A 22,164-nucleotide genomic window follows, 5' to 3' on the forward strand; every position below is an offset into this window, starting at 1 on the left:
GGGTCACTCCCGGAGTCGGGGCGATGGCCGCTGGCGACGATACCGGAAAAACCGCTCACCCACGGTGATTCATCATTGTGTACGACGGCATTCGCACCCGTCCTTTCCGCCGTTCGCCGCCATGGTTCGGGGAAACCACCCCCGGATGAGGGGAAGGCGACGCGAAATTCGCCGTTCCCTCTCGGTCGAAATCGGTTACCTGCGGTCGTGCGCTCGGCATTCCGACGAATTGCGAAGACGTCGTCCGGAACGCGTAGGCATTTCGGCCGAGTCGCCGGTTGCAGGTATGACGGGCCGATATCCGCCGGTGTTCCGGTTCCCGCAGACGGGGGTACCCGGCCGGGAAACCCCGCACTACGTTCGGAAATCCGCCGCCCTCGTCGTCCGGGCGGAATGGGTGTGAAAAACGATTTGCCGTCAGCGGAGGGGTGATTGGTGAATAAATCATGTGGCACGGCGGAACCCGGCATTCCGGACGTCGGCAACAGTCCGGGAACCGCGGGGGTCGTGGTGCGGAAATACGGCGGGACGTCGTTGGCCACTCCCGACCTGGTGCGCGGGGTGGCGGCGCGGGTCGCGGCGTTGGCTGGGGCGGGAAACCGCGTCGTCGTCGTTGTTTCGGCGATGGGTGACGCCACCGACCGGCTGGTCGCGCTCGCCGGGCAGTTCGCCGAGCGGCCGGATCCGCGGGAGCTCGACCAGCTGCTGGCGACCGGGGAACAGGTGTCGGCCGCGGTCCTCGCGCTCGCGTTGATCCGGCGCGGGGTCGACGCCGTTTCGCTCACGGGTGACCAGGCGGGCATCGAGGTGACCGGCGAGGCGGGCGCGGGCACGATCGTCCGGGTCGCCCCGGACCGGATCCTCGACGCGCTGGGCGAGGGGCGCGTCGTCGTGGTCGCCGGGTTCCAGGGCCGCGACGGCCGCGGCGAGCTGCGGACGCTGGGCCGGGGCGGCTCCGACACGACGGCGGTCGCCCTCGCCGTCGCACTGGGCGCGTCCGAGTGCGAGATCTGCACGGACGTGCCGGGGGTCCGCACCGCGGATCCGCGGATCGTGCCGGACACCCGGGCGGTGCCGTCGGTCTCCTACGAAGCCATGGCGGAGCTCGCCAGGGGCGGAGCGCGCGTCCTGCACCCGAGATCGGTCGAGCTCGCCGGACGGCACGGCATGACCGTGCGCGTGCGGCACTCGTCGCGCACCGGGCCGAGCACGCGCGTGCGGGCCGCCGAGCCGGCGCTGGAGCGCGGTGCGGAGGTCGTCGGCATCGCGCACGACCGCGACGTGCGGCTGCTGCGGATCGAGGCGCCGGGGCCGTCCGCGGACCGCGGGGCCCGGCTGCTGGCCGGCCTGGCCGCGCACGGGCTGCGTCCGGACACGCTGAGCTGGCCGGACTCCGGCGAGCTGCGGTTCACCCTGCGCGGCTCGGCGCCGTTCACCGGACCCGCTCGCGCGCTCGTCGAAGAGCTCGGTGCCCGCTGGACGGTGGACGACGACCTGGGCGCGCTGTCGGTGGTCGGCACCGGGCTGCTCGATCGGCCCGACCTGCTCGCCGAAGTCCTGCGCACCGCGGGCGAGCTCGGCGCGACGACGCCGGCGATGGCGATCTCCGCGGTCCGGCTCACCGCCGTGCTGCCGCTGGACCGGCTCGAGGGCGCCGTCCGCGCCCTGCACCGGTCGTTCCACCTCGACCGGCCGGTGGAGGCGAGGCCGTGACCCCGCACGAGACGCCCACGGGCGTGCTGACCGCCGACGGCCGCGTCCTCACGTGTGCGGGGGCCGCGCCGCTTCCCCCCGACGGCGACCGGCTGGACCGCCTCTTCGAGGAGCGCTGCGACCGGCATTCCGACCGGCTCGCCGTGGACGCGGACGGGTTCCGCCTGACGTTCGCCGAGCTGGACGCGCGAGCCAACCGGCTCGCCCGGTACCTGCGGGCGCGGGGCGTGCGGCCCGGCGACCGGATCGGCCTGCTGGTCGACGAGCCCGTGCGCGCGTATGCCGCGATGCTCGCGGTGCTGAAGGCCGACGCGGCGTACGTGCCGCTCGACGCGGCGTTCCCCGACGACCGGCTGGCCTTCATCGTGCGGGACGCCGGAGTCGGCCTGGTGCTGACGACGTCGTCGCTGCGGAACCGGTTCGCGAACGTCGACCTGCTATGCCTCGACGAGGAGGCGGACCGGATCGCCGCCCGCTCCGGCGATCGGCCGGACCGCCGTGCCGCGGCGGGCGGCCTCTGTTACGTCGTCTACACGTCCGGTTCGACCGGGCGGCCGAAGGGCGTGCCGATCCACCACGCCGCGATCGCCAACTTCGCGCGCGTGGCAGCCGACGGCTACGGCCTCGAGCCGGGGGACCGCGTCTACCAGGGCATGACCATCGCCTTCGACTTCTCGGTCGAGGAGATCTGGGTGCCCCTGCTGTCCGGGGCGACGCTGGTGCCGCGCCCCGGCGGCGCCGCCCTGGCCGGTGCCGAGCTGCGGGACTTCCTGCGCGACCGGCGCGTCACGGCGTTGTGCTGCGTGCCGACGCTGCTGGCCACCCTCGACGACGACCTGCCGGGCCTGCGGTTCCTGCTGGTCTCCGGCGAGGCGTGCCCGGAGGATCTGGTCGCCCGGTGGTACCGGCCGGACCGCCGCTTCCTCAATGTCTACGGCCCGACCGAAACGACGGTCACCGCGACCTGGGCGGTCCTGCACCCGGACCGGCCGGTGACGATCGGGGTGCCGCTGCCGACGTACTCCGTCGTCGTCCTCGATCCGGACGCGCCGCGGGCGCTGCCCGCCGGTGAGCTCGGCGAGATCGGCATCGCCGGGATCGGGCTGGCGGCGGGCTACCTGAACCGGCCGGACCTGACCGAGCGGGCGTTCGTCCCGGACTTCCTCGGCATCGAGGACAACCCGTCCGGGCGGATCTACCGCACCGGCGACCTGGGCCGGATCACCGCGAACGGTGAGCTCGAATACCACGGCCGGACCGACACGCAGGTCAAGGTGCGCGGCTACCGCGTCGAGCTCACCGAGATCGAGTCGGTCCTGCTGCGGGCGCCGGGGATCGCGCAGGCGGTCGTCGGTACGCATTCGCCGGAGCCGGGCACGACGGAACTGGTGGCGTACTACAGCCTGCGCGGGGACACGACCGCGGTCGACGTCGGCGAGCTGCGCCGTCTCCTGCGCGAGTGCCTGCCCGGCTACCTGGTACCGGTGTACTTCGAGCGGCTCGACCGCATCCCGATGACGCCGAGCCACAAGGCGGACCGGGCGAACCTCCCGGCGCCGAGCGGTCCGCGGGCCTCGGCGGGCGAAGCCGCGTACGTGCCGCCGGAGACGCGGACCGAGCGGATCCTGGCCGACGCGCTCGCCGAGGTGCTCCGGCTCGATCGGGTCTCGGTCACCGCGCACTTCTTCGCCGACCTCGCCGCGGATTCCCTGCTGCTGGCGAAGTTCTGCGCACGGGTGCGGGAGTCCGGCGAGCTGGCCCCGCTGCCGGTGAAGCAGCTGTACCTGCACCCGACGGTCCGCGAACTGGCGTGCTCGGCAGCCGGGCCCGCGCTCGTCCCGGCGGCCCCGGCGGTGGCTCCGCACCGGGCTGGCGCCGCGGCCCACGCCTTGTGCGGGCTGTACCAGCTCCTGCTCTTCTTGGCTTACGTGGCCGCGTCCGCGGTGCTCGCCGACGCCGCGTACGCGTGGGTTTCGGTGGCGAGCGGCCCGCTCGACGGGTACCTGCGCGCGGTCACCGCCGCCGTGGCCGGGTTCGCCGCGCTCTGCGTCGCGCCGATCGCCGTGAAGTGGCTTCTCGTCGGCCGCTGGAAACCGGGGGAGTTCCCGCTCTGGAGCCTCGCGTACCTGAGGTTCTGGACCGTCAAGACGGCGATGCGGTTCTGCCCGCTGGCCATGTTCGCCGGGTCTCCGCTGTACTCGCTGTACCTGCGGCTGCTCGGAGCGAAGATCGGCGCGGGCGCGGTCATCCTGTCGCGGACGCCGCCGGTGTGTACCGACCTCCTGACCGTCGGCGAGGGCGCGGTCATCCGGAAGGACAGCTCCTTCGCCTGCTACCGCGCCGAAGCGGGCGGCATCCGGACCGGCCGGGTGACCGTGGGACACCGCGCGTTCGTCGGTGAGACAGCCATTCTCGACGTCGACACGGTGGTCGGTGCGGACGCCCAGCTCGGCCACTCGTCGTCGTTGGCCGCCGGACAGACCGTGCCGCCCGGCGAGTCCTGGCACGGCTCACCCGGCCGTCCCTCCACAGTGGACTACCGGGCGCTGCCCGCCGGGCTCGCCCCCCGGTGGCGACGCGCGGCGTTCGCCGTGGCGCAGCTGGCGACTTTCCTGCTGGTGACGGCCCCGGCGACGCTCGCGGTCGCGGTCGCGGTAGCCCGCTTCGCCGAGCCGTCGACCGAGCTCACCGGCTGGGCGTTCGCCCGGGCCCAGCTCTTCGAATCGACAGTGCTCTACTTCGGCGGGCTGATCGGCGGCCTCGCCGTGGCAGTGACCGTGCCGCGGCTGCTGACGCGGTTCCTGGTCCCGGACCGGGTCTACCCGCTCTACGGGTTCCGGCACGCCGTCCAGCGCGCGATCGCGCGGCTGACGAACATCCGCACGTTCACCTACCTGTTCGGCGACAGCAGCTACATCGTGCACTACCTGAAAGCCTTGGGGTACGACTTGCCCGCGGTCCGCCAGACCGGGTCGAACTTCGGGGTCGAAGTCAAGCACGAGACGCCGTTCCTGAGCACGGTCGGCACCGGGACCATGGTCTCCGACGGGCTTTCCCTCCTCAACGCGGACTTCTCGGGGTCGTCGTTCCGGCTCCGCCGCACGGTCGTCGCGCCGGAGGCGTTCCTGGGCAACGACATCGCTTACCCGCCGGGCGCCCGCGTCGGCCGGAACTGCCTGCTGGCGACCAAGGTCCTGGTGCCGCTCGACGGGCCGGTGCGGGAGGACGTCGGCCTGCTCGGCTCGCCGCCGTTCGAGATCCCGCGGTCGGTCCGGCGGGACCGGGGTTTCGACCACCTGTGGACCGGCGCCGCCCGCCGGTGCGGCTTGGCCGCCAAGCTGCGCCACAACACGCTCACCCTCGGCTGGTACGTGGCCGCGCAGTGGCTGAACCTGACCGGCATCGTCGGCATCGGGACCGTCGCGGGCGCCCTGCACCCGCGGTTCGGGGCGGCCGCGACGGCCGGGGGCATCATGGCCGCGCTGGTGTTCTCGGTGCTGTTCCTGGTGCTGGCCGAGCGCGCGGCGCAGGGCTTCCGGCGGCTGCGGCCGCGGTTCTGCTCGATCTACGACCCGGTCTTCTGGCGGCACGAGCGCTTCTGGAAGCTGAGTCCCGGTCGCTACCTGGGACTGTTCGACGGCACGCCGGCCAAGCCGCTCCTGTGGCGGCTCCTGGGGGTCCGCATCGGCCGCCGCGTCTTCGACGACGGGTGCGCGATCCCGGAGAAGTCGCTGGTCACCGTCGGCGACGACGCCACCCTCAACGCGGGCAGCGTCATCCAGTGCCACTCGCTCGAGGACGGCACGTTCAAGTCCGACCGCACGAGCATCGGCGCCGGCTGCACGATCGGTGTCGGCGCGTTCGTCCACTACGGAGTCACGATGGGTGAGGAGAGCGTCGTCGACGCCGACGCGTTCCTGATGAAGGGTTTCGCCACCCCGCCGCGCACGCGGTGGCGGGGCAACCCGGCCACGGAACCGGCTGTCCGGCCGGTCCCTGGGAGGCGGTCGTGATCGCCGGGCCGCGCGTCGCGGGTGACCTGCCCGGCCCGCGCTCGGCCGAGTACCTGGCCCACCAGGAACGCTGGGAGTCCAACGCCCGCGTCTACCCGCGGAACCTGCCGATCGCCCTCGCCGAAGGGGACGGCAGCCACGTGCGGGACGTCGACGGGAACGTCTTCATCGACTTCCTCTCCGGCGCCGGGGTGCTCGCGCTGGGCCACAACCACCCGGAGGTCCTGCGCGCCGCCCGCGAGCAGCTCGAGCGGCTCACGCACGGGCTGGACTTCCCGACCCCGGCGAAACGCGCGTTCGTCGACGCGCAGCTGGGAATGCTGCCCGCCGCGATGCGGTCGGAGATGAAGATCCACTTCTGCGGCCCGGCCGGGGCGAACGCGGTGGACGCCGCGCTGAAGCTCTGCAAGACCGCGACCGGACGCGGGGACGTGGTGTCGTTCCAGGGCGGATTCCACGGCGCGAGCCACGCGGCGATGGCGTTGACCGGGCTGGTCCGGCAGAAGCAGCCGATCGCCAACGGCGTCCCGGGCGTGCACTTCTTCCCGTACTCGTCGTGTGCGCGCTGCCCGCTCGGGTTGACGCCGGACAGCTGCGAGACCAACTGCGCGGTGTTGCTCGAACGCGCGTTGCGCGACCCGCTCGGCGGCGTGCCCCGGCCCGCCGCTGTCGTTATGGAGCTGGTGCAGGGGGAGGGCGGGGTGGTCCCGGCGAGCGGCGAGTTCGTCCGGCGCGTCCGCGCGGTGACCCGGGAAGCTCGACATCCCGCTCGTCGTCGACGAAGTCCAGACCGGCGGCGGGCGCACCGGCACCTGGTTCGCCTTCGAGCGGTACGACATCGAGCCCGACGTCGTCGTCGCGTCGAAGGCGTTGAGCGGGATGGGCCTGCCGGTGGCGGTCATCCTGTACCACCGCCGCCTGGACGTGTGGACGCCCGGCGCGCACACCGGGACGTTCCGCGGCAACCAGGCCGCGTTCGCGGCCGGCGCGGAGACGGTCCGGATCATGCGGCGCGACAACGTCCTCGCCAACGTCCGGCGGCGGGGCGAGCAGCTCGCCCGCTTGCTGGAGGTGCTGCGGGACCGGCCGTGGGTGCGGGAAGTCCGCGGAATCGGCTTGATGTGGGGGATCGAGCTGTCCTCCCCGCACGACGGCCGTCCGGCGGGCGGCTACGCCCGCGCGGTGCGAGCGCACGCCCTGCGGAACGGGCTCATCCTCGAGCTGGGCGGCCGCGACGACGCCGTAGTCCGGTTGTTGCCACCGCTGAACGTGACGGCCGACGTGGTCGAGACGGCGAGCCGGATCCTGGTCGAGGCGTTCGACCACTGCGCACCGGAGTGACCGGTTCGGACGCGCGGGTTCGGGGCATGGATTGCCCGCACCGCAACGGATCCCCGACGATCGGACTGCCCCGAAACCCCGAGCGAGGAGAACGCGATGAATGTTCGGTCCACAGTGGTCACCGCAGCGGCGCTGGGTGTCCTGCTGGCGACGGCGCCCGCCGCGGCGGCCGCGGTCCGGGTCGACGTGTCCGCACAGGACCGCGCGTACCTGAACCAGGCGCACCAGAACAACCTGTTCGAGATCGTCGCGGGGAATCTGGTGGACCGGGGCGGCTGCGCCAGGGTGCGGGAGCTGGGGCCGCGGTTCGCCGCGCACCACACAGCACTGGACGCCGAGCTGATCGGCGTCGCCACCCGCACGGACACAACGTTGTACTCGGTGCCCGATCCCGGCCAGCTGACGCGAATCGCGGACCTGTCAACCCGGTCGGGCGACGACTTCGACACGGCCTGGCTGCGCGACCAGCTGGCGGCACACCTGCGGGGGCTCGCGGAGGGCGAGGTGGAGACGCGGTCGGGGTGGTCACCGGAGGTGAAGGACCTGGCCGCCCGGACGGCGCCGGTGTTGCGCCACCACCTGGAGGAGGTGGTGGCCGCGATGGCGGAGTGCACCCCGGGGTGAGGACGCGCTCGGCGGCGCTCCAGCGTGTCCCAGACATGAAGAAAGCCACGTCTACCTGCGTAAACGTGGCCTGTCCGTCGGGCTGACAGGATTTGAACCTGCGACCCCTTGACCCCCAGTCAAGTGCGCTACCAAACTGCGCCACAGCCCGGACCCGCACTCCGTAAGTGCGTACGAGTACTCTAGCGTGCCCCCGAACCACCCCTGCAGCCGGGGCCCACATCCGCCTGACCTGCGCAAACAGGCCAGGCGGATGGGGCCGGGAAGATCACGCCGTGTTGCCCGCGTGCGTCAGCGTCTGCCACGCCACGAACAGGTTGTTCGTGCCCGCCGGGCGCTGGCGCTCCGTCAACGTCTGCGTGTTCGTCATCGCGATCCCCAGGCGCGTGTGCATCGCGTTGAACCCCACCTCCGTCACCGGGCCCAGGCCGAGCTTCAGCGAACCGCCGCACAGCCATGACGGCGGCGCCGTGCCCAGCTGGTACTTCGAGTGGAATCCCAGTGCCTGGCGCAGCCGCTCGCCGACGTCCGTTCCGTACACGTCCTCGCCCTGGATGCGCATCGTCTCCGCCACGTCCGCTATCGCCGCTATGCCGTAGCCCGTGTGGGTGAAGTCGCGGCACGTCTCCTGGGACAGGCCGTCCACGAACGTCGACTGGCCCTGCCAATAGCCGACGATCTCGTCGCGCGTGTCGAGGCCGCTGCCCGGCACCGTCTTCGGTAGCGCGCCGTCCGATGACAGGTACACGTACGCCGCGACGCGGTTGCGGTAGCGGGCCACCGCCTTGTCGTAACTCGTCTTGTCCTCCAGGAACACCGAAATCCCTACCGCGGCCTCCATCATGGACAGTTCCCAGTTGCCGTTGCTGTTGCTGCCGTTGATCACCTTGCTCAGGTACACATTGCGCAGCATCGTGGCGAACCGGCCCGAATTCGGCCAGCTGGAATAGGTGTACTTGATGATCTCCGCCGCGCGGGGCCATGACGAGCCCGCCCAGCCCGTTTGCAGCGGGGCGTTGCTGTTGGTGTGGCTCGTGATCGTCGCCGACCACGCGTCCATCAACGCGATCGCCTTCTGTGCGTAGCGGGCGTCGCCGGAGATGTACCAGATCAACGCGTCCGTGTACGCCGCGATCGCGTCTTCCCGCTCGTCGGTACACCCGTAGTTCGGGTTCGAATAGGACCCGCATTCGACGACCGCGCGCGGTTTCGGGGTGCGGGAAAGCGACGCGTACGAACTCGCCAGCGCCTGGTCGTACGCCGCCTTCCACGGCTGGGCGCCCGCCTTCACCTGGGCCTTCACGAAGTCCAGCTGCGGGCGGCTCACCAGCACGCCGGGGTGGGTGAACGTCGCCGGTGCCGCGGGCGCCGGCGTGGCCGCCAGGCCCAGTGCGAGCGGGACCATGGCGGCGAGCGTGACGATTTTTCTCAAGCGGGACATGGCTCTCCTCGAGACGACGGTGTCTTGGGGCACCTGCGCGCGCTGCGCTCAGTTTCATGGTCCAGACCACCGCGCGTCAACCCTGGGAGAGTCCTTTGTTCGCGTTATGAAGAAATAGCGCCGGAAATGTTCAGCCCGCTGAACGGAGCGCCTTTTCCGTTCAGCGGGCTGAACGAACTCAGCCGAGCCCGGCGGTGACCGCGTTCAGCAACGCCCCCGTGTCACCGGACATCTCCCACGCCATCACGCCGAGCAGGCCGCGCGACTTGAGCCACGTCGTCTTCAGCCCGATCGACCACGCGTCGTCGAACGTCCACCACTGGCCGCCGTTGCCCGTGTAACACGACGTCGCGACCGCGGCCGTGTCGTGGTGCACCGTGCAGCCCGGCACGCTGGCCACGAGGTTCGCGTACCCGCGGGTGCCCGCCTCCTCGGCGAACTGGCCAGGCGCCGCGCCGGTCGCGGACTGCCATTCGCCGTACTTCCCGCCGTCGGCGACGCCTTGCCAGCCTCGGCCGTAGAACGCCAGCCCGAGCGTGAGCCGCCGCGGGTCGACGCCCGCGTTCGTGTACGCGTTGATCGCCACTTCGGCGCTGAAGTGGAAGTTGTACGGGTCGTCCGCGTCGGCGTACAGGTTGCCCTGGTGGCCCGTGCGGTTCGGCTCCCACGAGTTGTCGCTGCCCGAGCCGTGGAAGTCGTACCCCTGCACGTTCGCGACGTCCAGGGAGTCGAAGATCCGCGGGACGTCCCAGCCGGCCGCGACCTTCGCCGGGTCCGCCGGGGTGAACGCGTGCAGCTGGTAGCGCTTGCCGGTCGTCGCGCCGTACGCGTCGAGCTGCGTGCGGAACTCGGCCAGCAGCGCCGTCAGGTTCGCCTTGTCATTGGGGGACCAGTGGTTGCCGGGGTGGCCGTCGGGGCTGCCGGGCCACTCCCAGTCGATGTCGATGCCGTCGAAGATCCCGGCCGCCGTGCCCGGCCCGCCCGCGCCGCCGTAGGGCGCGATGTTGCCCTTGATCCACGTGTCGACGCACGACGAGACGAACTTCTTGCGCGACGCGTCCGTGGCCGCGACGTCCGAGAAGTACTTCGAATACGTCCAGCCGCCCAGCGAGACCAGCACCTTCAGGTTGGGGTGCTTCGCCTTGAGCTTCTTGAGCTGGTTGAAGTTGCCGCGCAACGACTCCCAGCCCGTGTCGGCCACGCCGTCGACCGACTGCGCCGCCGAGAACGGCCGCGAGTAGTCGGCTTCGGCGTCACCCGCGCCGTCACCCTGGTTGGGGTCCTGCGGGTTCGCCGTGGTGCCCTTCGTGACACCGGAGAGGCAGGTCAGGTTCACCGGGTCGATGTTCTCGAACGCATACAGCAGGTGCGTCAGCTTCGCCGCCGCGCCGGAGGTTTCCAGGTTCTTCACGAAGTACTGGCGCCCGTAGATGCCCCACTGCACGAAGTACCCGACCTTCGCGTACCCCGAGACGATGTCGCCGGTCTTCGCGGTGACGGCGTTGCTGGGCGCCGAAACGTTGTCGTAGCCGTCGCGCGCGCGGACCGTGAACGTGTACGAAGTGGACGGTGCCAGCCCGGTCACGACGGCGGACGTCGTGGTCACCGTGGTGGCCAACGCCGACCCGCGGTAGACGTCGTAGCTCACCACGCCGGTGTTGTCGGTCGACGCCGCCCACGTCAGCGTCACGCTGCCCGAGTCGGCGCCGGTCGAGCGCAGGGAACCGGGCGCCGAGGGCGCCTGCGTGTCGTCGGCCGGGTTGTTGGTGGTCACCGCCAGCGCCGCGCTCGCCGGGGACGTAGTTCCCTTGGCGTCCTTGGCCTTCACCGTGAACGAGTACGCCGTGCCCGGCGTCAGCCCGCTGATCGTGGCGCTGGTCCCGGTCACCGACGTGGTCAGGGAAGCGCCTTGGTAGACGTCGTAGCCGGTCACCGGCAGCGAACCGGCGGTCGAGGCGTTCCAGGCCAGTGCGACGCTCTTGGTGGTCTTCGCGACGAGGTGCAGGTTCGTCGGCGCGCTCGGGGGAGTGTCCGGTGAACCGTCGCAGTTGGCGTTGTCGACGCGGCACTGCGTCGGCGTCGCCGCCGTGCTGAGCCGGAACGTCGGGCTGTAGGGATACGTAGTGCGGCCCGGCGCCAGCGTCGCGATGTAGTAGGCCGGGGTGAGCGTGACCTGGGTGCCGTTCTGCGTCACCGTGCCGTTCTCGCCGGTGCTGGCGGTGACGCCGGCGGGCAGGGTGAAGGTGATCGCCCAGTTGCTCACCGACGAGGTGCCGGTGTTGGCGACGGTGTAGGTGCCGGTGGTGCCGTTCATCGCCAGGGTGGCGGTCAGCGAACCGGCCGCGGCGGCGGGCGGGGCGAGCGCCGCGACGCCGCCGGTGGCGATCAGCAAGGCGGCGAGTGCGGAACGTAGTCGTGCGGGAGTGCGTCTCATGGCGGTTCTCCAAGCGGCACGAGGCGGGGACGATGTGGTCTAGACCACATCGAATGTAATCCGGTGCCGGGAGAACCGCGCACGCCCGAACGGCGGAAACGGGTGTCCGAACGGACTGTTAACGCCCCGAGAAGGTGGCTTTCCCCGGCCCGTCGGCCAGGAACGACTTCACGGCGTTCCGGAGATCTTCGGTTTCGAACAGCTCCGCCGCGATCGTGGTGATGTGCGCGTTCGCCTCCGGGACGCCGCCCGCGGCGAAGTGGTCCAGGACGCGCTTGGTCGCGGCGTGGGCGCGCGTCGGGCCCTCCGCCAGCCGCGCGGCGAACTCCCGGGCCGCCGCGTCGAAGCCCTCGTCCGGCAGGACGCGGTTGACGACGTTCCAGCGTTCGAGGGTCGCGGCGTCGTAGGTGTCGCCGGTCATCACGAACTCCTTGGCGCGCCCGACCCCGGCCCGCGCGGCCAGCCGCTGGGTGCCGCCCATGGTCGGCGTCAGCCCGACGACCTTCTCGACCAGCCCGAACTTCGCGCGCGCGGCGGCGAGGATGACGTCGCACGCGACCGCGACCTCGAACGCCCAGGTCAGGCACAGGCCGTGCGCGGCGAAGACGGTGGGGAAGGGCAGCGCGGCGATCCGGTCCGGCACCGCCAGCATCTCGTCGAAGAGGACCTTCGCCTCGGCGGGCGAGCCCTGGGCGTCGAACAGCGAGACGTCGACGCCGCCGCTGACGATCTTGCCCTCGGCGCGGATCAGCAGCGCTCGCGCGGGGTTGTCCTCCAGAGAGCCGATGGCCTCGGCGAGGTCCGACTGCAGCGAAGCCGTGTAGAGGTTCAACGGCGGGGCGTCGATGGTCAGGACGGCGAGCCCGCCGTCACGGTCGAGGCGGACCTGCTGCGTCATGTTCACCCTGCTTCTTCGGCGGCGACGATGTCGTCCCAATACTGCTGGGCCTCGGGGCGCCAGTCGACGTGTTTGTGATGGAACAGTTCCGCCGCTTTCGTGCCGCTCCACTTCGCCGGCAGGAGCTCGGCGGGCAGCTGCGGGTCGAGGAACGGGAACCGCCGCCACTCGTGCACGAGCTCGGTCTGCGCGCGCAGCACCGCGCGGCCGCCGGTCGGGTGCAGGCCGGTGAAGCGGTCGATGAAGTCTTCGTAGCGGTCCTTGAGCTCGGTGAGGTCCCACGAGCGGGCGACCATCGTCTCCTGCTCGCCGACCTCGCCGTACGCGGCGGTGAACGACATCGCCTGGGCGTCGAGGCCCAGTTCGCTGACGATCTGCTGGGCCTCGCGCTGGCGGCTGAGGTCCGGGCTGACCCACACGCCGGCCACGGGCGAGCCGAAGCCCGCCCAGGTCAGCCGGGTGCGCAGGCGGTGGCGCAGGTCGCGCTTGGCCTCCGGCACGGAGACGATGAGCATCAGCCACTGGCCGTTCCAACGGCGTTCTTCGCGGCCGAACGCGTAGATGCGGTCGGCGCCCTCGGTCAGCAGGCGGCGCCCCGGCGGCGTCAGCGACCAGCGGACGCGGCGCCCGACGCGCTCGGAGACGACCCAGCCTTCGGCGGCCGAGCGGGCCAGCGCCTGCCGCGCCGACTTCTCCTCGATGTCGAGGATGCCGAGCACCTCGACCAGCATCGACGTCCAGACCGGCTTGTCGCGCGGCAACGCGTACTCGCCGAGCACGGTCATCAGCAACGATCGCGCGCTGGCGTGGCTCACCTCGCGGCGCCGGCTGACCGTGGGCCGGGGCGCGGACGGGCGGCCTTCCCTCGGCTTCGGCCTGCGGCCGAGGGTGACCGGGGGAGCGGGTTCGCCCATGCTGTTTCACCGACCTCACTGCTGCGGGACTGACAACCGAACAGGTTACCCACACTGAGTGATCAAAGCGCCACCGGACACACACAGTCGGTGTCTTTGACCATGATCTGACAGTTCACCACGGGGTCGTAGACTCGGCTACCTCATGAGCGCAACTCTCGTCGCGAAGGACCTGGCCGCCGGCCACGGTGACCGCACCCTCTTCTCCGGACTGGATCTGGTCGTCGCGCCCGGCGACGTCGTCGGCCTGGTCGGCGTCAACGGCGCGGGCAAGTCGACGCTCCTGCGCACCCTGGCGGGCCTCGCGAAACCGGACGACGGCGAGATCCGCCTGAACCCGCCGACGGCGACGGTCGGCCACCTGCCGCAGGAGCCCGAGCGGCGCGAAGGCGAGTCGGTGCGGGCGTTCCTGGCACGGCGCACCGGCGTGTCGGCGGCCCAGTCGGACCTCGACGCGGCGACCGAGGCGCTCACGGCGGGCTCACCCGGCGCGGACGACCGGTACGCCGCCGCGCTCGACCGGTGGCTCGCCCTCGGCGGCGCCGACCTCGACGACCGCGCCGCGGAAGTGGCCGCCGACCTGGGGCTCGCGGTCGATCTCGACCAGCCGATGACGTCGTTGTCGGGCGGCCAGGCGGCGCGCGCCGGGCTCGCGTCGCTGTTGCTGAGCCGCTACGACGTCTTTTTGCTGGATGAGCCGACGAACGACCTCGACCTGGACGGGCTGGCCCGCCTGGAGCGGTTCGTCTCCGGCCTCCGGGCGGCGACGGTCCTGGTCAGCCACGACCGCGAGTTCCTGGCGCGCACGGTCGACCGGGTCGTCGAGCTGGACCTGGCGCAGCAGCAGGTGAACGTCTACGGCGGTGGGTACGAGGCGTACCTCGAGGAGCGCGAGGTCGCGCGGCGGCACGCGCGCGAGGAGTACGAGGAGTACGCCGACACGAAGGCCTCGTTGGAGGCTCGGGGGCGGATGCAGCGGGCGTGGATGGAGAAGGGCGTCAAGAACGCGCGCCGGAAGCAGCCCGACAACGACAAGGCTGCGCGGAAGTTCCGCACGGAAGCCACGGAGAAGCAGGCGTCGAAGGCGCGCCAGACGGACCGGATGATCGAGCGGCTGGAGGTGGTCGAGGAGCCGCGCAAGGAGTGGGAGCTGCGGATGGAGATCGCCGCGGCCCCGCGAGCGGGCGCGGTGGTCGCGACCCTGCGCGGCGCGGTCGTCCGGCGGGGCGGGTTCACGCTCGGGCCGGTCGACCTGCAGATCGACTGGGCGGACAAGGTCGCCATCACCGGTGCCAATGGTTCCGGCAAGTCGACGCTGCTCGCCGCCCTGCTCGGCCGGGTCCCGTTGGACTCCGGTGCCGCGGCGCTCGGGCCGGGAGTCGTCGTGGGTGAGGTCGACCAGGCTCGGCGGTTGTTCCTCGGGGATGTTCCGCTCGCGGAGGCCTTCGCGCGGGAGGTGCCGGAGCTTGCCGACGCCGAGGTTCGGACTCTGCTGGCCAAGTTCGGGCTGAAGGCCGCGCATGTGCTTCGTTCCGCTGCGACGCTCTCGCCGGGGGAACGGACCCGGGCCGCGCTTGCCTTGCTGCAGGCTCGGGGGGTGAACCTGCTGGTGCTGGACGAGCCCACGAACCATCTCGATCTGCCCGCGATCGAGCAGCTCGAGTCGGCGTTGGACAAGTACCCTGGGACGCTGCTGCTGGTGACGCACGACCGCCGGATGCTGGACGCGGTGCACGTGACGCGGCGGCTCGAGGTCGACGGGGGGAAGGTCAGCGAGCGGTGAGCCTCCGCGTGGGGCCATGCTGCTCACGGTTGTGAGCGGTGCTCTCGATTCGGAACGGCGCCCACGGGGCGGCTAAGTGAGCAGTGCTCTCTGTGTTGGGTGGTGCTTTCTAACGCGAGCGGTTGGCGGGGCTCCGCGTGGTGGCTGCACGTCGCGAGTGGGCGGCGGGGATCTCGCGCGGGGTGGCTTCACGGTCGCGAGGTGGGCGACGGGACATCCCGCCGCCGAGCCGCCCAGGTCGACGCGGTGCACGTGACGCGGCGGCTCGAGGTCGACGGGGGCAAGGTCAGCTAGCGGTGCTCCGGGTGGGCCATGCTGCTCACGGTTGTGAGCGGTGCTCTCGATTCGGAACGGTGCCCGCGGAGTAAGTAAGTGAGCAGTGCTCTCTGTATTGGGTGGTGCTCTCTTCCGCGAGCGGCTGGAGGGGCTCCGCGGCGGCCGCACGTCGCGAGTGGGCGGCGGGGCCCGCGTGGGGTGGCTTCGCGGGCGCGAGTCGGGCGGCGGGACATCCCGGCGCCGGGCCGCCCGGCGGCCAAGGGATGTCCCGCGCACCGATCAAGGCCGATCGGTGAGATAACCGCCCATCGTCTTGAAGTACTCGGTCGCGGCCAGGTCCGTGCCGTCGGCCGTGCGGACGCGCTCGACCACCAGCCCCGGCGACTGGCCGCGCCGCGCGTCCGGTCCGGCCACGATCACCACGCCGTCGCCTTCGCGGATGAAGACGCGGCCCGGCGTTCCGCCGTAGTGGCCTTGGGACACGGACGCCCGAAGGATCCGCAGCTGCTCACCCCGGTGGTAGGTGAACGCGTTCGGGTACGGGTCCGACAGCGCGCGCACGAACCGCTCGATGTCCGACGGCGACGACGTCCAGTCGATCAGGCTGTCCCGCGCCGCGCGCTTGTGGAAGAAGCTCGCCTTCGACCGGTCCTGCGGCACCGGCGTGTAGCCGGTCTCGATCAGGGAGATGGCTTCCGCCGTGATCGGCGCGATCAGGTCCACCGTGCGGTGGAACAGGTCCGTCGTCGTGTCGGTGGGTCCGACCGGGATCGCCCGCTGCAGCACGATGTCACCCGCGTCGAAGCTCGCCGTCCATCATGTGGGCGGTCACGCCGACCTCGGGCTCGCCGTTGATCATCGCCCAGATCAGCGGCGAGAAGCCCGCGTACGCCGGCAGCAGCGAGTCGTGGATGTTCAGCGTCCCGTGGCGCGGCAGCTCGAAGATCTCCGGCGGCAGCCACGTTCGCCAGTTGTTCGCCACGATCAGGTCGAGGTCCGCCGCCTTCAGCTCGGCGAGCAGTTCCGCGTCGTCCGGGCGGGTGCGCAGCAGCACCCGGATGCCGTTCTCCGCGGCGAGGTCGGCGACCGAGTCGGCCCAGATCCGCTCGTACGCGTGGTCGCTCTTCGGGTGCGTGACCACGAGGGCGACCTCGTGACCGGCGTCGATGAGCGCCCGCAGGGTCCGGTGCCCCCAGGTCTGGTAGCCGAACATCGCCACGCGCATTCGAAGGTGCCTTTCATGATCGGGGACGAACATCACCACGAACGTACTAGGCGAGGCTCGCCTAAGTTAGGTTAGGGTTCCCTGAACGGTACCGGAGCGCGCGAGGGAGCAACATGACTGCAGAGGTCCCGATCTACGACATCGTCGGTGTGGGCTTCGGACCGTCGAACCTGGCACTCGCGATCGCCCTCGCCGAGCACAACGCCGGCCCTGGCGAGCCGGTGACCGCGCACTTCCTCGAGCGGCAGCCCCGCTTCGGGTGGCACCGCGGGATGCTGATCGACACCGCGACCATGCAGGTGTCGTTCCTCAAGGACCTGGTCACCATGCGGAACCCGACCAGCGAGTTCAGCTTCCTCAACTACCTGCACGCGGCCGGGCGGCTGGTCGATTTCATCAACCACAAGAACCTCTTCCCGCTGCGGGTCGAGTTCCACGACTACTTCGAGTGGGCGGCCGCGAAGGTCGACGACGTCGTCTCGTACGGCACCGAAGTCGTCTCCGTGAAGCCGGTGCACGACGGCTCCGAAGTGGCCTACTTCGACGTCGAGGCCTCCGACGGCTCGTCCCTGCGTGCTCGGAACCTCGTGGTCGGCACCGGTCTGCGGCCGCAGCTGCCCGAGGGCGTCACCGCGGGCGAGCGGATCTGGCACAACAGTGAGCTGCTGTTCCGTGTCGACGCCTTGCGCGACGCCGACCCGAAGCGGTTCGTCGTGGTCGGCGCCGGGCAGAGCGCCGCGGAGGTCGCCGCGTTGCTGCACGACGAGTTCCCGCGCGCCGAGGTGTGTGCTGTCTTCGCGCGCTACGGCTACAGCCCGGCCGACGACAGCTCGTTCGCGAACCGGATCTTCGACCCCGACGCCGTCGACCAGTTCTACCGCGCGGGCGAGCCGGTCAAGGACCGCCTGATGCGCTACCACGGCGCGACGAACTACTCGGCCGTCGACATCGACCTGATCGACGAGCTCTACCGGCGCGTCTACCGCGAGAAGGTGCTCGGCGTCGAACGGTTGCGGCTGTTCAACGTCTCGCGCCCGGTCGAGGTCACGTCCTCGGGAACGGTGACGGTCGAGTCGCTCACCACCGGCGAGCGCACGGTGCTGGACGCCGACGCCGTCGTCTACGCGACGGGCTACCGGCCCGCGGACCCGACGCCGCTGCTCGGCGACCTCGGCGCGCGCTTCCTGCGCGACGAGTCCGGCCGCCTCCGCGTCGAGCGCGACTACCGCCTCGCGACGGACTCGCCCCTGCGCGGCGGGATCTATCTCCAGGGCGGGACCGAGCACACGCACGGCATCACGTCGTCGCTGCTGTCGAACACCGCCGTCCGGGTGGGGGAGATCCTCCAGTCCATTGTGGAGCGCCGGGTGGTCGCGGAACCGGCGGGGGAGTACGCGGTCAGCGCCCGGTGAGCTGCTCCCGCAGGATGTCGCCGTGGCCGGCGTGGCGGGCGAAGTCCTCGGCCAGGAGCAGGTAGACGAACCGGAGGTTGACCTCGCCGAGGACGTCGTGGGTCCAGGTGTCGTCGAGGTCGAACCCCGCGGCGATCTCGCGGGAGCGCGCGCTGGCCCGCTCGAAGTCGGCGATCACGTCGGCGACGGTTTCGCCGTCGGCGACGACGAAACTCGGGTCGCCCGGGGTCGTGGGGCCGTCGCACTCGGCCTCGGGCAAGCCGAGCAGGAAGAGCTGGAACCACCGGCGCTCGGCCATCGCGGCGTGCTTGACCAGCCCGATCGGCGTGGTCAGCGACGTCACCAGCCGCGCGCGGGCGTCGGTCTCCGACAGGCCGCGCACGGTGTCGATCACCGCGCGCCGGTTGCGGTCCATCGTGGCCTCCAGCAGGTGACGCTCGGGGCCGGTGGTGATTTCGGGCAGCACGAACACAGGTCTGCTCTCCTGGGTTTGGGGTGGTGGCCGGACGGACCTCGGGACGGCACGAGGCGGGCCACGCCCAGGATAGCGCTACTCGACCGGTGCCGGGTGGTGCCTGCTGATCGGGATCACCAGCGGTGTCCCGCTCACCGGGTCCGGGGTGATCTGGCAGCGGACGTCGAAGACCTCGTCCACCAGGTCCTCGGTGATCACCTCGACCGGCTTGCCCGAAGCGACGATCCGGCCCGATTTCATCGCGATCACGTGGTCGGCGTAGCGGCACGCCTGCGGCAGGTCGTGCAGCACCATCACGACCGTCCGGCCCTCGGCGCGGTTGAGGTCGACGACCAGGTCGAGCACGTCGATCTGGTGCGCCAGGTCGAGGTACGTCGTCGGCTCGTCGAGCAGCAGCACCGGCGTGCCCTGCGCGACGGCCATCGCGATCCACGCGCGTTGCCGCTGGCCGCCGGACAGCTCGTCCACCGGGCGGTCCGCGAGGTCGGTCATCTCGGTGGCGGCCAACGCGGACGCGACGGCGCCTTCGTCCGAAGTGGACCATTGGCGCCACCAGCTCTGGTGCGGGGCGCGGCCGCGGCCGACGAGGTCCGCCACCGTCATGCCTTCCGGGGCCACCGGCGACTGCGGCAGGATCCCGAGCCGCTGGGCAACCTGGCGCGTCGGCAGGTCGTGGATCGACTGGCCGTCCAGGTAGACCCCGCCCGACTTCGGCGTCAGCAGCCGGGCGAGGGTGCGCAGCAGCGTCGACTTCCCGCAGGCGTTCGGCCCGACGATCGCGGTGATCTGCCCCGCCGGGACGTCGAGGTCGAGGCCGTCGATGACGATCCGGTCGTCGTAGGCGACGCGCAGGTCGCGCACGCGCAGGGACGGTGTCATCTTCAGCCTCCGGAGCCGGATCGGTTGGCCCTGGCCAGCAGCCAGAGCAACAGCGGGGCGCCGAGCACGCCGGTCACGATGCCGACCGGCAGCGGCGACGCGGTCAGCGAGCGCGCGATGAGGTCACTGCCCAGCACCACGACCGCGCCGGTGAGCGCGGACGCCGTGATCGGCGGCGAAGACAGCCGCGCGAGCCGTTGCGCGATCTGCGGTGCGGTCAGGGCGACGAACGAGATCGGGCCCGCGGACGCCGTCGCGAAGGCGACGAGCCCGGCGCCGGCGAGCAGCAGGCCGAGCCGGACCGGCTGCACCGGCGTGCCGAGCCCGGCGGCGACGTCGTCGCCGAGCAGCAGCGTGCTCATCCACCGGGCCAGGCCCAGCACCACCGGCAGCAGCACGACGAGCGCGAAGAACAGCGGCACGACGTGTTCCCAGCCGCGGTTGGCGAGGTTGCCGACCAGCCAGCCGAGCGACGCCTGCGCCTCGGTGATCTGCGCCTTGCTCAGCAGGTAGTCGGTGAGGCTGGTGCACATCGCGAAGATCCCGATGCCCACCAGCAGGATCCGGTAGCCCGTGGTGCCGCGCCGCCACGCCAGCGCGTACACCAGCACCGCGGTGAGCAGGCCGCCGAGGAGGCCGAGCGTGGTGGTGCCGAGCCCGTCGCCGAAGCCGAACGCGATCCCGGCGACGACGAACGTGGCCGCGCCCGCGTTGATGCCGATCATGTCCGGGCTGGCCAAGGGATTGCGCGTGATCGTCTGGAACACCGCGCCGGACGCGCCGAACGCGAGCCCGGCCAGCAACCCGGTGAGGGCTCGCGGCAACCGCAGTTCCTGCACGATGTAGCTGTCGCTGCCGCCGAAGAGCCCCGAGAGGACCTCGGACACGCTCATCGGGACGTCGCCGATCGTCATGCCCACGCAGAAGAGCACGAACGCGAGCACCGCGAGGACGATCGAGACGAGCAGCAGCCGGGGCCGGACCCGGCCGGACACCGAACCGGCGCGGAAGGTGACGCGGTCGCGCCGCATCTGCAGCAGGCTCATGTCAGGACTCCACGAGCTTGCGGCGGCGGACGAGGTAGATGAAGAAGGGCGCGCCGAGGAACGCCACGATCACCCCCGCGCGGATCTCGCCCGGCCGGGCCATGATCCGGCCGAGGATGTCCGCGGCGAGTAACAGGCAGGGTGCGAGGACAGCCGTGTAGGGCAGGAGCCACCGGTGGTCCGGGCCGATCACGAACCGCACCGCGTGCGGGACGATCAAGCCCAGGAACACGATCGGGCCGGCGACCGCGACGGCCGCGCCGGTCAGCAGGGTGATCGCCAGTGCGCCGCGCAACCGCAGCGGGCCCAGCTTGCGGCCGAGCGCGATGGCGACGTCGTCACCGAGGGCGAGGCTGTTCAGTGCCGGGCCGCTCGCGATCGCCAGTACGACGCCGACCGCGAAGAACGGCAGGACCTGCAGCAACGCCGTCCCGTCGACGCCGGAAAGGGAACCGGCGGACCAGAAGCGGTAGCGGTTGAGCGCCACCGGGTCCGCCAGCACCATCGCGCTGGTGAACGAGGCGAGCAACGCCGTCACCGCCGCCCCGGCGAGCGCGAGCTTGACCGGGCTCGACCCGGCCCGGCCCCGCGTGCCGAGGAAGTAGACGACGGCGGTCGCGGCGAGCGCACCCGCGAAGGCGAACCAGATGTAGCCGTAGAGCGAGCTGACGCCGAGCACGGTGATGGAGAAGACGATCGCGAACGCGGCCCCGGCGCTGACGCCGAGCAGGCCCGGGTCGGCCAGCGGGTTGCGGGTCAGCGCCTGCATCACCGTGCCCGCCAGCCCGAGCCCGGCGCCGACCAGCACGGCGAGGAGGGTTCTCGGCATCCGGACGCTGTGGATGATGACCGCGTCCGCGGAGCCGTCGTCGTGCCAGAGCACCTGCCAGACCGCGCCGAACGAGATCTCCTTCGAGCCGAGCCAGACGCTGAGCAGGCACAGGAAAACCAGGACGGCGAGGGCGGCCAGGAGGCCGAGTGCGCGGCCCGAATGTGGCGGGCGTCGCGTGAGAGCGATCCCTCCGGGGTCTGTTCGCACCGCACCTCCGACTGGTACTGATTTTAGGTAAGGCTAACCGATGGTACAGGAGTGCATTCTCACCATCCGTTTGTTAGGTTCGCCTAAGTCCGCGCCCGGTTCCGGGCGCCGTGAGCAGCGGGAGGCTGGTCTACCGGTGAGCAACGGTGACGCTGTGCAGCAGGTCGCGGACCTCGGTTTCTGGCGTGATCGCCTTGCCTCGGCGCCGAAGGAGCTGCCGCTGCCGGTCGACCGGCCGCATGCCGCGGAGCCCGTCGTGGCCCGGCGCGCCCGGCCGCGCCCCGCGGCCGACGAGGTGACGCTGCTGGCGGCGTTCACCGTCCTGCTGTCCCGGTACGCGGGAACGGCCGACGTCGTCCTCGGCATCGGCTCGCTGGTGCCGCTCCGGGTGGATCTCGGAGGCACGCCCGGGTTCGCGGACGTCGTCGCGCGCGTGCGCGAAGCCCGTGACGAGGCGCTGGCGCACCAGGTTCCGTTCGGCGAGCTGGTCGCCGAGGTGGATCCGGAGCCCGGACGCGGGGGATCGGTGCTCGTCAACGTCGGTTTCGGCGCCGAGACCGACCTCCCGCTCGACCTGAACCTGAGCGTCGACGGCGACGAGCTGGTGGCGCGGTACCGCGCCGACGTCCTCGACGCGTCCACTGTGGACCG

Annotated in this window: 14 protein-coding genes, 1 tRNA gene and 2 pseudogenes; 7 read left to right on the top strand and 10 right to left on the bottom strand. The window is 71.4% G+C overall.

The features are described from left to right. Window positions 1–507: 507 nt before the first annotated feature. The 5 genes and pseudogenes from QP939_RS38660 to QP939_RS38680 all read left to right on the top strand — a co-directional run bounded on the left by QP939_RS38660 (window position 508) and on the right by QP939_RS38680 (window position 7,691). Window positions 508–1,713 carry an aspartate kinase gene (locus QP939_RS38660; protein ID WP_285451429.1) on the top strand — a complete coding sequence of 402 codons (1,206 nt, stop codon included), beginning with the start codon at window positions 508–510 and terminating at the stop codon, window positions 1,711–1,713. Next, window positions 1,710–5,726, top strand: a complete 4,017-nt coding sequence (locus QP939_RS38665) for a Pls/PosA family non-ribosomal peptide synthetase (protein WP_285451430.1) — start codon at window positions 1,710–1,712, stop codon at window positions 5,724–5,726. The genes QP939_RS38660 and QP939_RS38665 overlap by 4 nt, the downstream gene beginning before the upstream one ends. Before the next feature lie 140 nt (window positions 5,727–5,866). Continuing rightward, window positions 5,867–6,421: pseudogene (locus QP939_RS38670) on the top strand (aminotransferase class III-fold pyridoxal phosphate-dependent enzyme); the annotation flags it as partial. 67 nt (window positions 6,422–6,488) lie between these two features. Next, window positions 6,489–7,067: an aminotransferase class III-fold pyridoxal phosphate-dependent enzyme gene (locus QP939_RS38675; protein WP_285459946.1), complete on the top strand. Its 579-nt coding sequence runs from the start codon at window positions 6,489–6,491 to the stop codon at window positions 7,065–7,067. A gap of 96 nt (window positions 7,068–7,163) precedes the next feature. Further along, complete coding sequence (locus QP939_RS38680) at window positions 7,164–7,691, top strand: DUF4142 domain-containing protein (protein WP_285451431.1); 528 nt, start codon at window positions 7,164–7,166, stop codon at window positions 7,689–7,691. Between the two features lie 77 nt (window positions 7,692–7,768). Here the strand turns inward: QP939_RS38680 and QP939_RS38685 are convergent. The 5 genes from QP939_RS38685 to QP939_RS38705 form a co-directional block, all read right to left on the bottom strand. Continuing rightward, window positions 7,769–7,842, bottom strand: a tRNA-Pro gene (locus QP939_RS38685). 117 nt (window positions 7,843–7,959) lie between these two features. After that, window positions 7,960–9,132 carry an alginate lyase family protein gene (locus QP939_RS38690; RefSeq protein WP_285451432.1) on the bottom strand — a complete coding sequence of 391 codons (1,173 nt, stop codon included), beginning with the start codon at window positions 9,130–9,132 and terminating at the stop codon, window positions 7,960–7,962. A gap of 178 nt (window positions 9,133–9,310) precedes the next feature. Then, complete coding sequence (locus tag QP939_RS38695; RefSeq protein ID WP_434219687.1) at window positions 9,311–11,524, bottom strand: glycosyl hydrolase family 18 protein; 2,214 nt, start codon at window positions 11,522–11,524, stop codon at window positions 9,311–9,313. A gap of 160 nt (window positions 11,525–11,684) precedes the next feature. Next, entirely contained in the window at window positions 11,685–12,464 is a 780-nt protein-coding gene (locus QP939_RS38700) for an enoyl-CoA hydratase/isomerase family protein (RefSeq protein ID WP_285451434.1), read from the bottom strand. A 2-nt stretch (window positions 12,465–12,466) separates the two neighbouring features. Beyond that, window positions 12,467–13,378 carry a PaaX family transcriptional regulator gene (locus QP939_RS38705; RefSeq protein ID WP_285451435.1) on the bottom strand — a complete coding sequence of 304 codons (912 nt, stop codon included), beginning with the start codon at window positions 13,376–13,378 and terminating at the stop codon, window positions 12,467–12,469. Between the two features lie 145 nt (window positions 13,379–13,523). On the opposite strand from QP939_RS38705, the gene QP939_RS38710 reads away from it, so the two are divergent. After that, window positions 13,524–15,161 carry an ABC-F family ATP-binding cassette domain-containing protein gene (locus tag QP939_RS38710; protein WP_285451437.1) on the top strand — a complete coding sequence of 546 codons (1,638 nt, stop codon included), beginning with the start codon at window positions 13,524–13,526 and terminating at the stop codon, window positions 15,159–15,161. A gap of 555 nt (window positions 15,162–15,716) precedes the next feature. Here QP939_RS38710 and QP939_RS38715 read toward each other — a convergent pair. Beyond that, window positions 15,717–16,662, bottom strand: a pseudogene (locus tag QP939_RS38715) (methionyl-tRNA formyltransferase). A gap of 113 nt (window positions 16,663–16,775) precedes the next feature. Between QP939_RS38715 and QP939_RS38720 the strand changes: the two are divergent. After that, window positions 16,776–18,074 (top strand): lysine N(6)-hydroxylase/L-ornithine N(5)-oxygenase family protein, encoded by a 1,299-nt coding sequence (locus tag QP939_RS38720; protein WP_285451438.1) that lies wholly within the window; start codon window positions 16,776–16,778, stop codon window positions 18,072–18,074. Here the strand turns inward: QP939_RS38720 and QP939_RS38725 are convergent. From QP939_RS38725 to QP939_RS38740, 4 genes are all read right to left on the bottom strand, one after another. Continuing rightward, window positions 18,061–18,546 carry a DinB family protein gene (locus QP939_RS38725; protein WP_285451439.1) on the bottom strand — a complete coding sequence of 162 codons (486 nt, stop codon included), beginning with the start codon at window positions 18,544–18,546 and terminating at the stop codon, window positions 18,061–18,063. The two genes, QP939_RS38720 and QP939_RS38725, sit on opposite strands and share 14 nt — an antisense overlap. Before the next feature lie 78 nt (window positions 18,547–18,624). Then, window positions 18,625–19,428: an ABC transporter ATP-binding protein gene (locus QP939_RS38730; protein ID WP_285451441.1), complete on the bottom strand. Its 804-nt coding sequence runs from the start codon at window positions 19,426–19,428 to the stop codon at window positions 18,625–18,627. 2 nt (window positions 19,429–19,430) lie between these two features. Next, the gene (locus QP939_RS38735) at window positions 19,431–20,474 is read right to left on the bottom strand and encodes a FecCD family ABC transporter permease (protein ID WP_285451442.1); all 1,044 of its coding nucleotides are present in this window, start codon (window positions 20,472–20,474) and stop codon (window positions 19,431–19,433) included. Between the two features lies 1 nt (window position 20,475). Continuing rightward, window positions 20,476–21,513, bottom strand: a complete 1,038-nt coding sequence (locus QP939_RS38740) for a FecCD family ABC transporter permease (RefSeq protein WP_285451444.1) — start codon at window positions 21,511–21,513, stop codon at window positions 20,476–20,478. Between the last annotated feature and the right edge of the window lie 651 nt (window positions 21,514–22,164).

The sequence above is a fragment of the Amycolatopsis nalaikhensis genome (assembly GCF_030264295.1).
Taxonomy (GTDB): domain Bacteria; phylum Actinomycetota; class Actinomycetes; order Mycobacteriales; family Pseudonocardiaceae; genus Amycolatopsis; species Amycolatopsis nalaikhensis.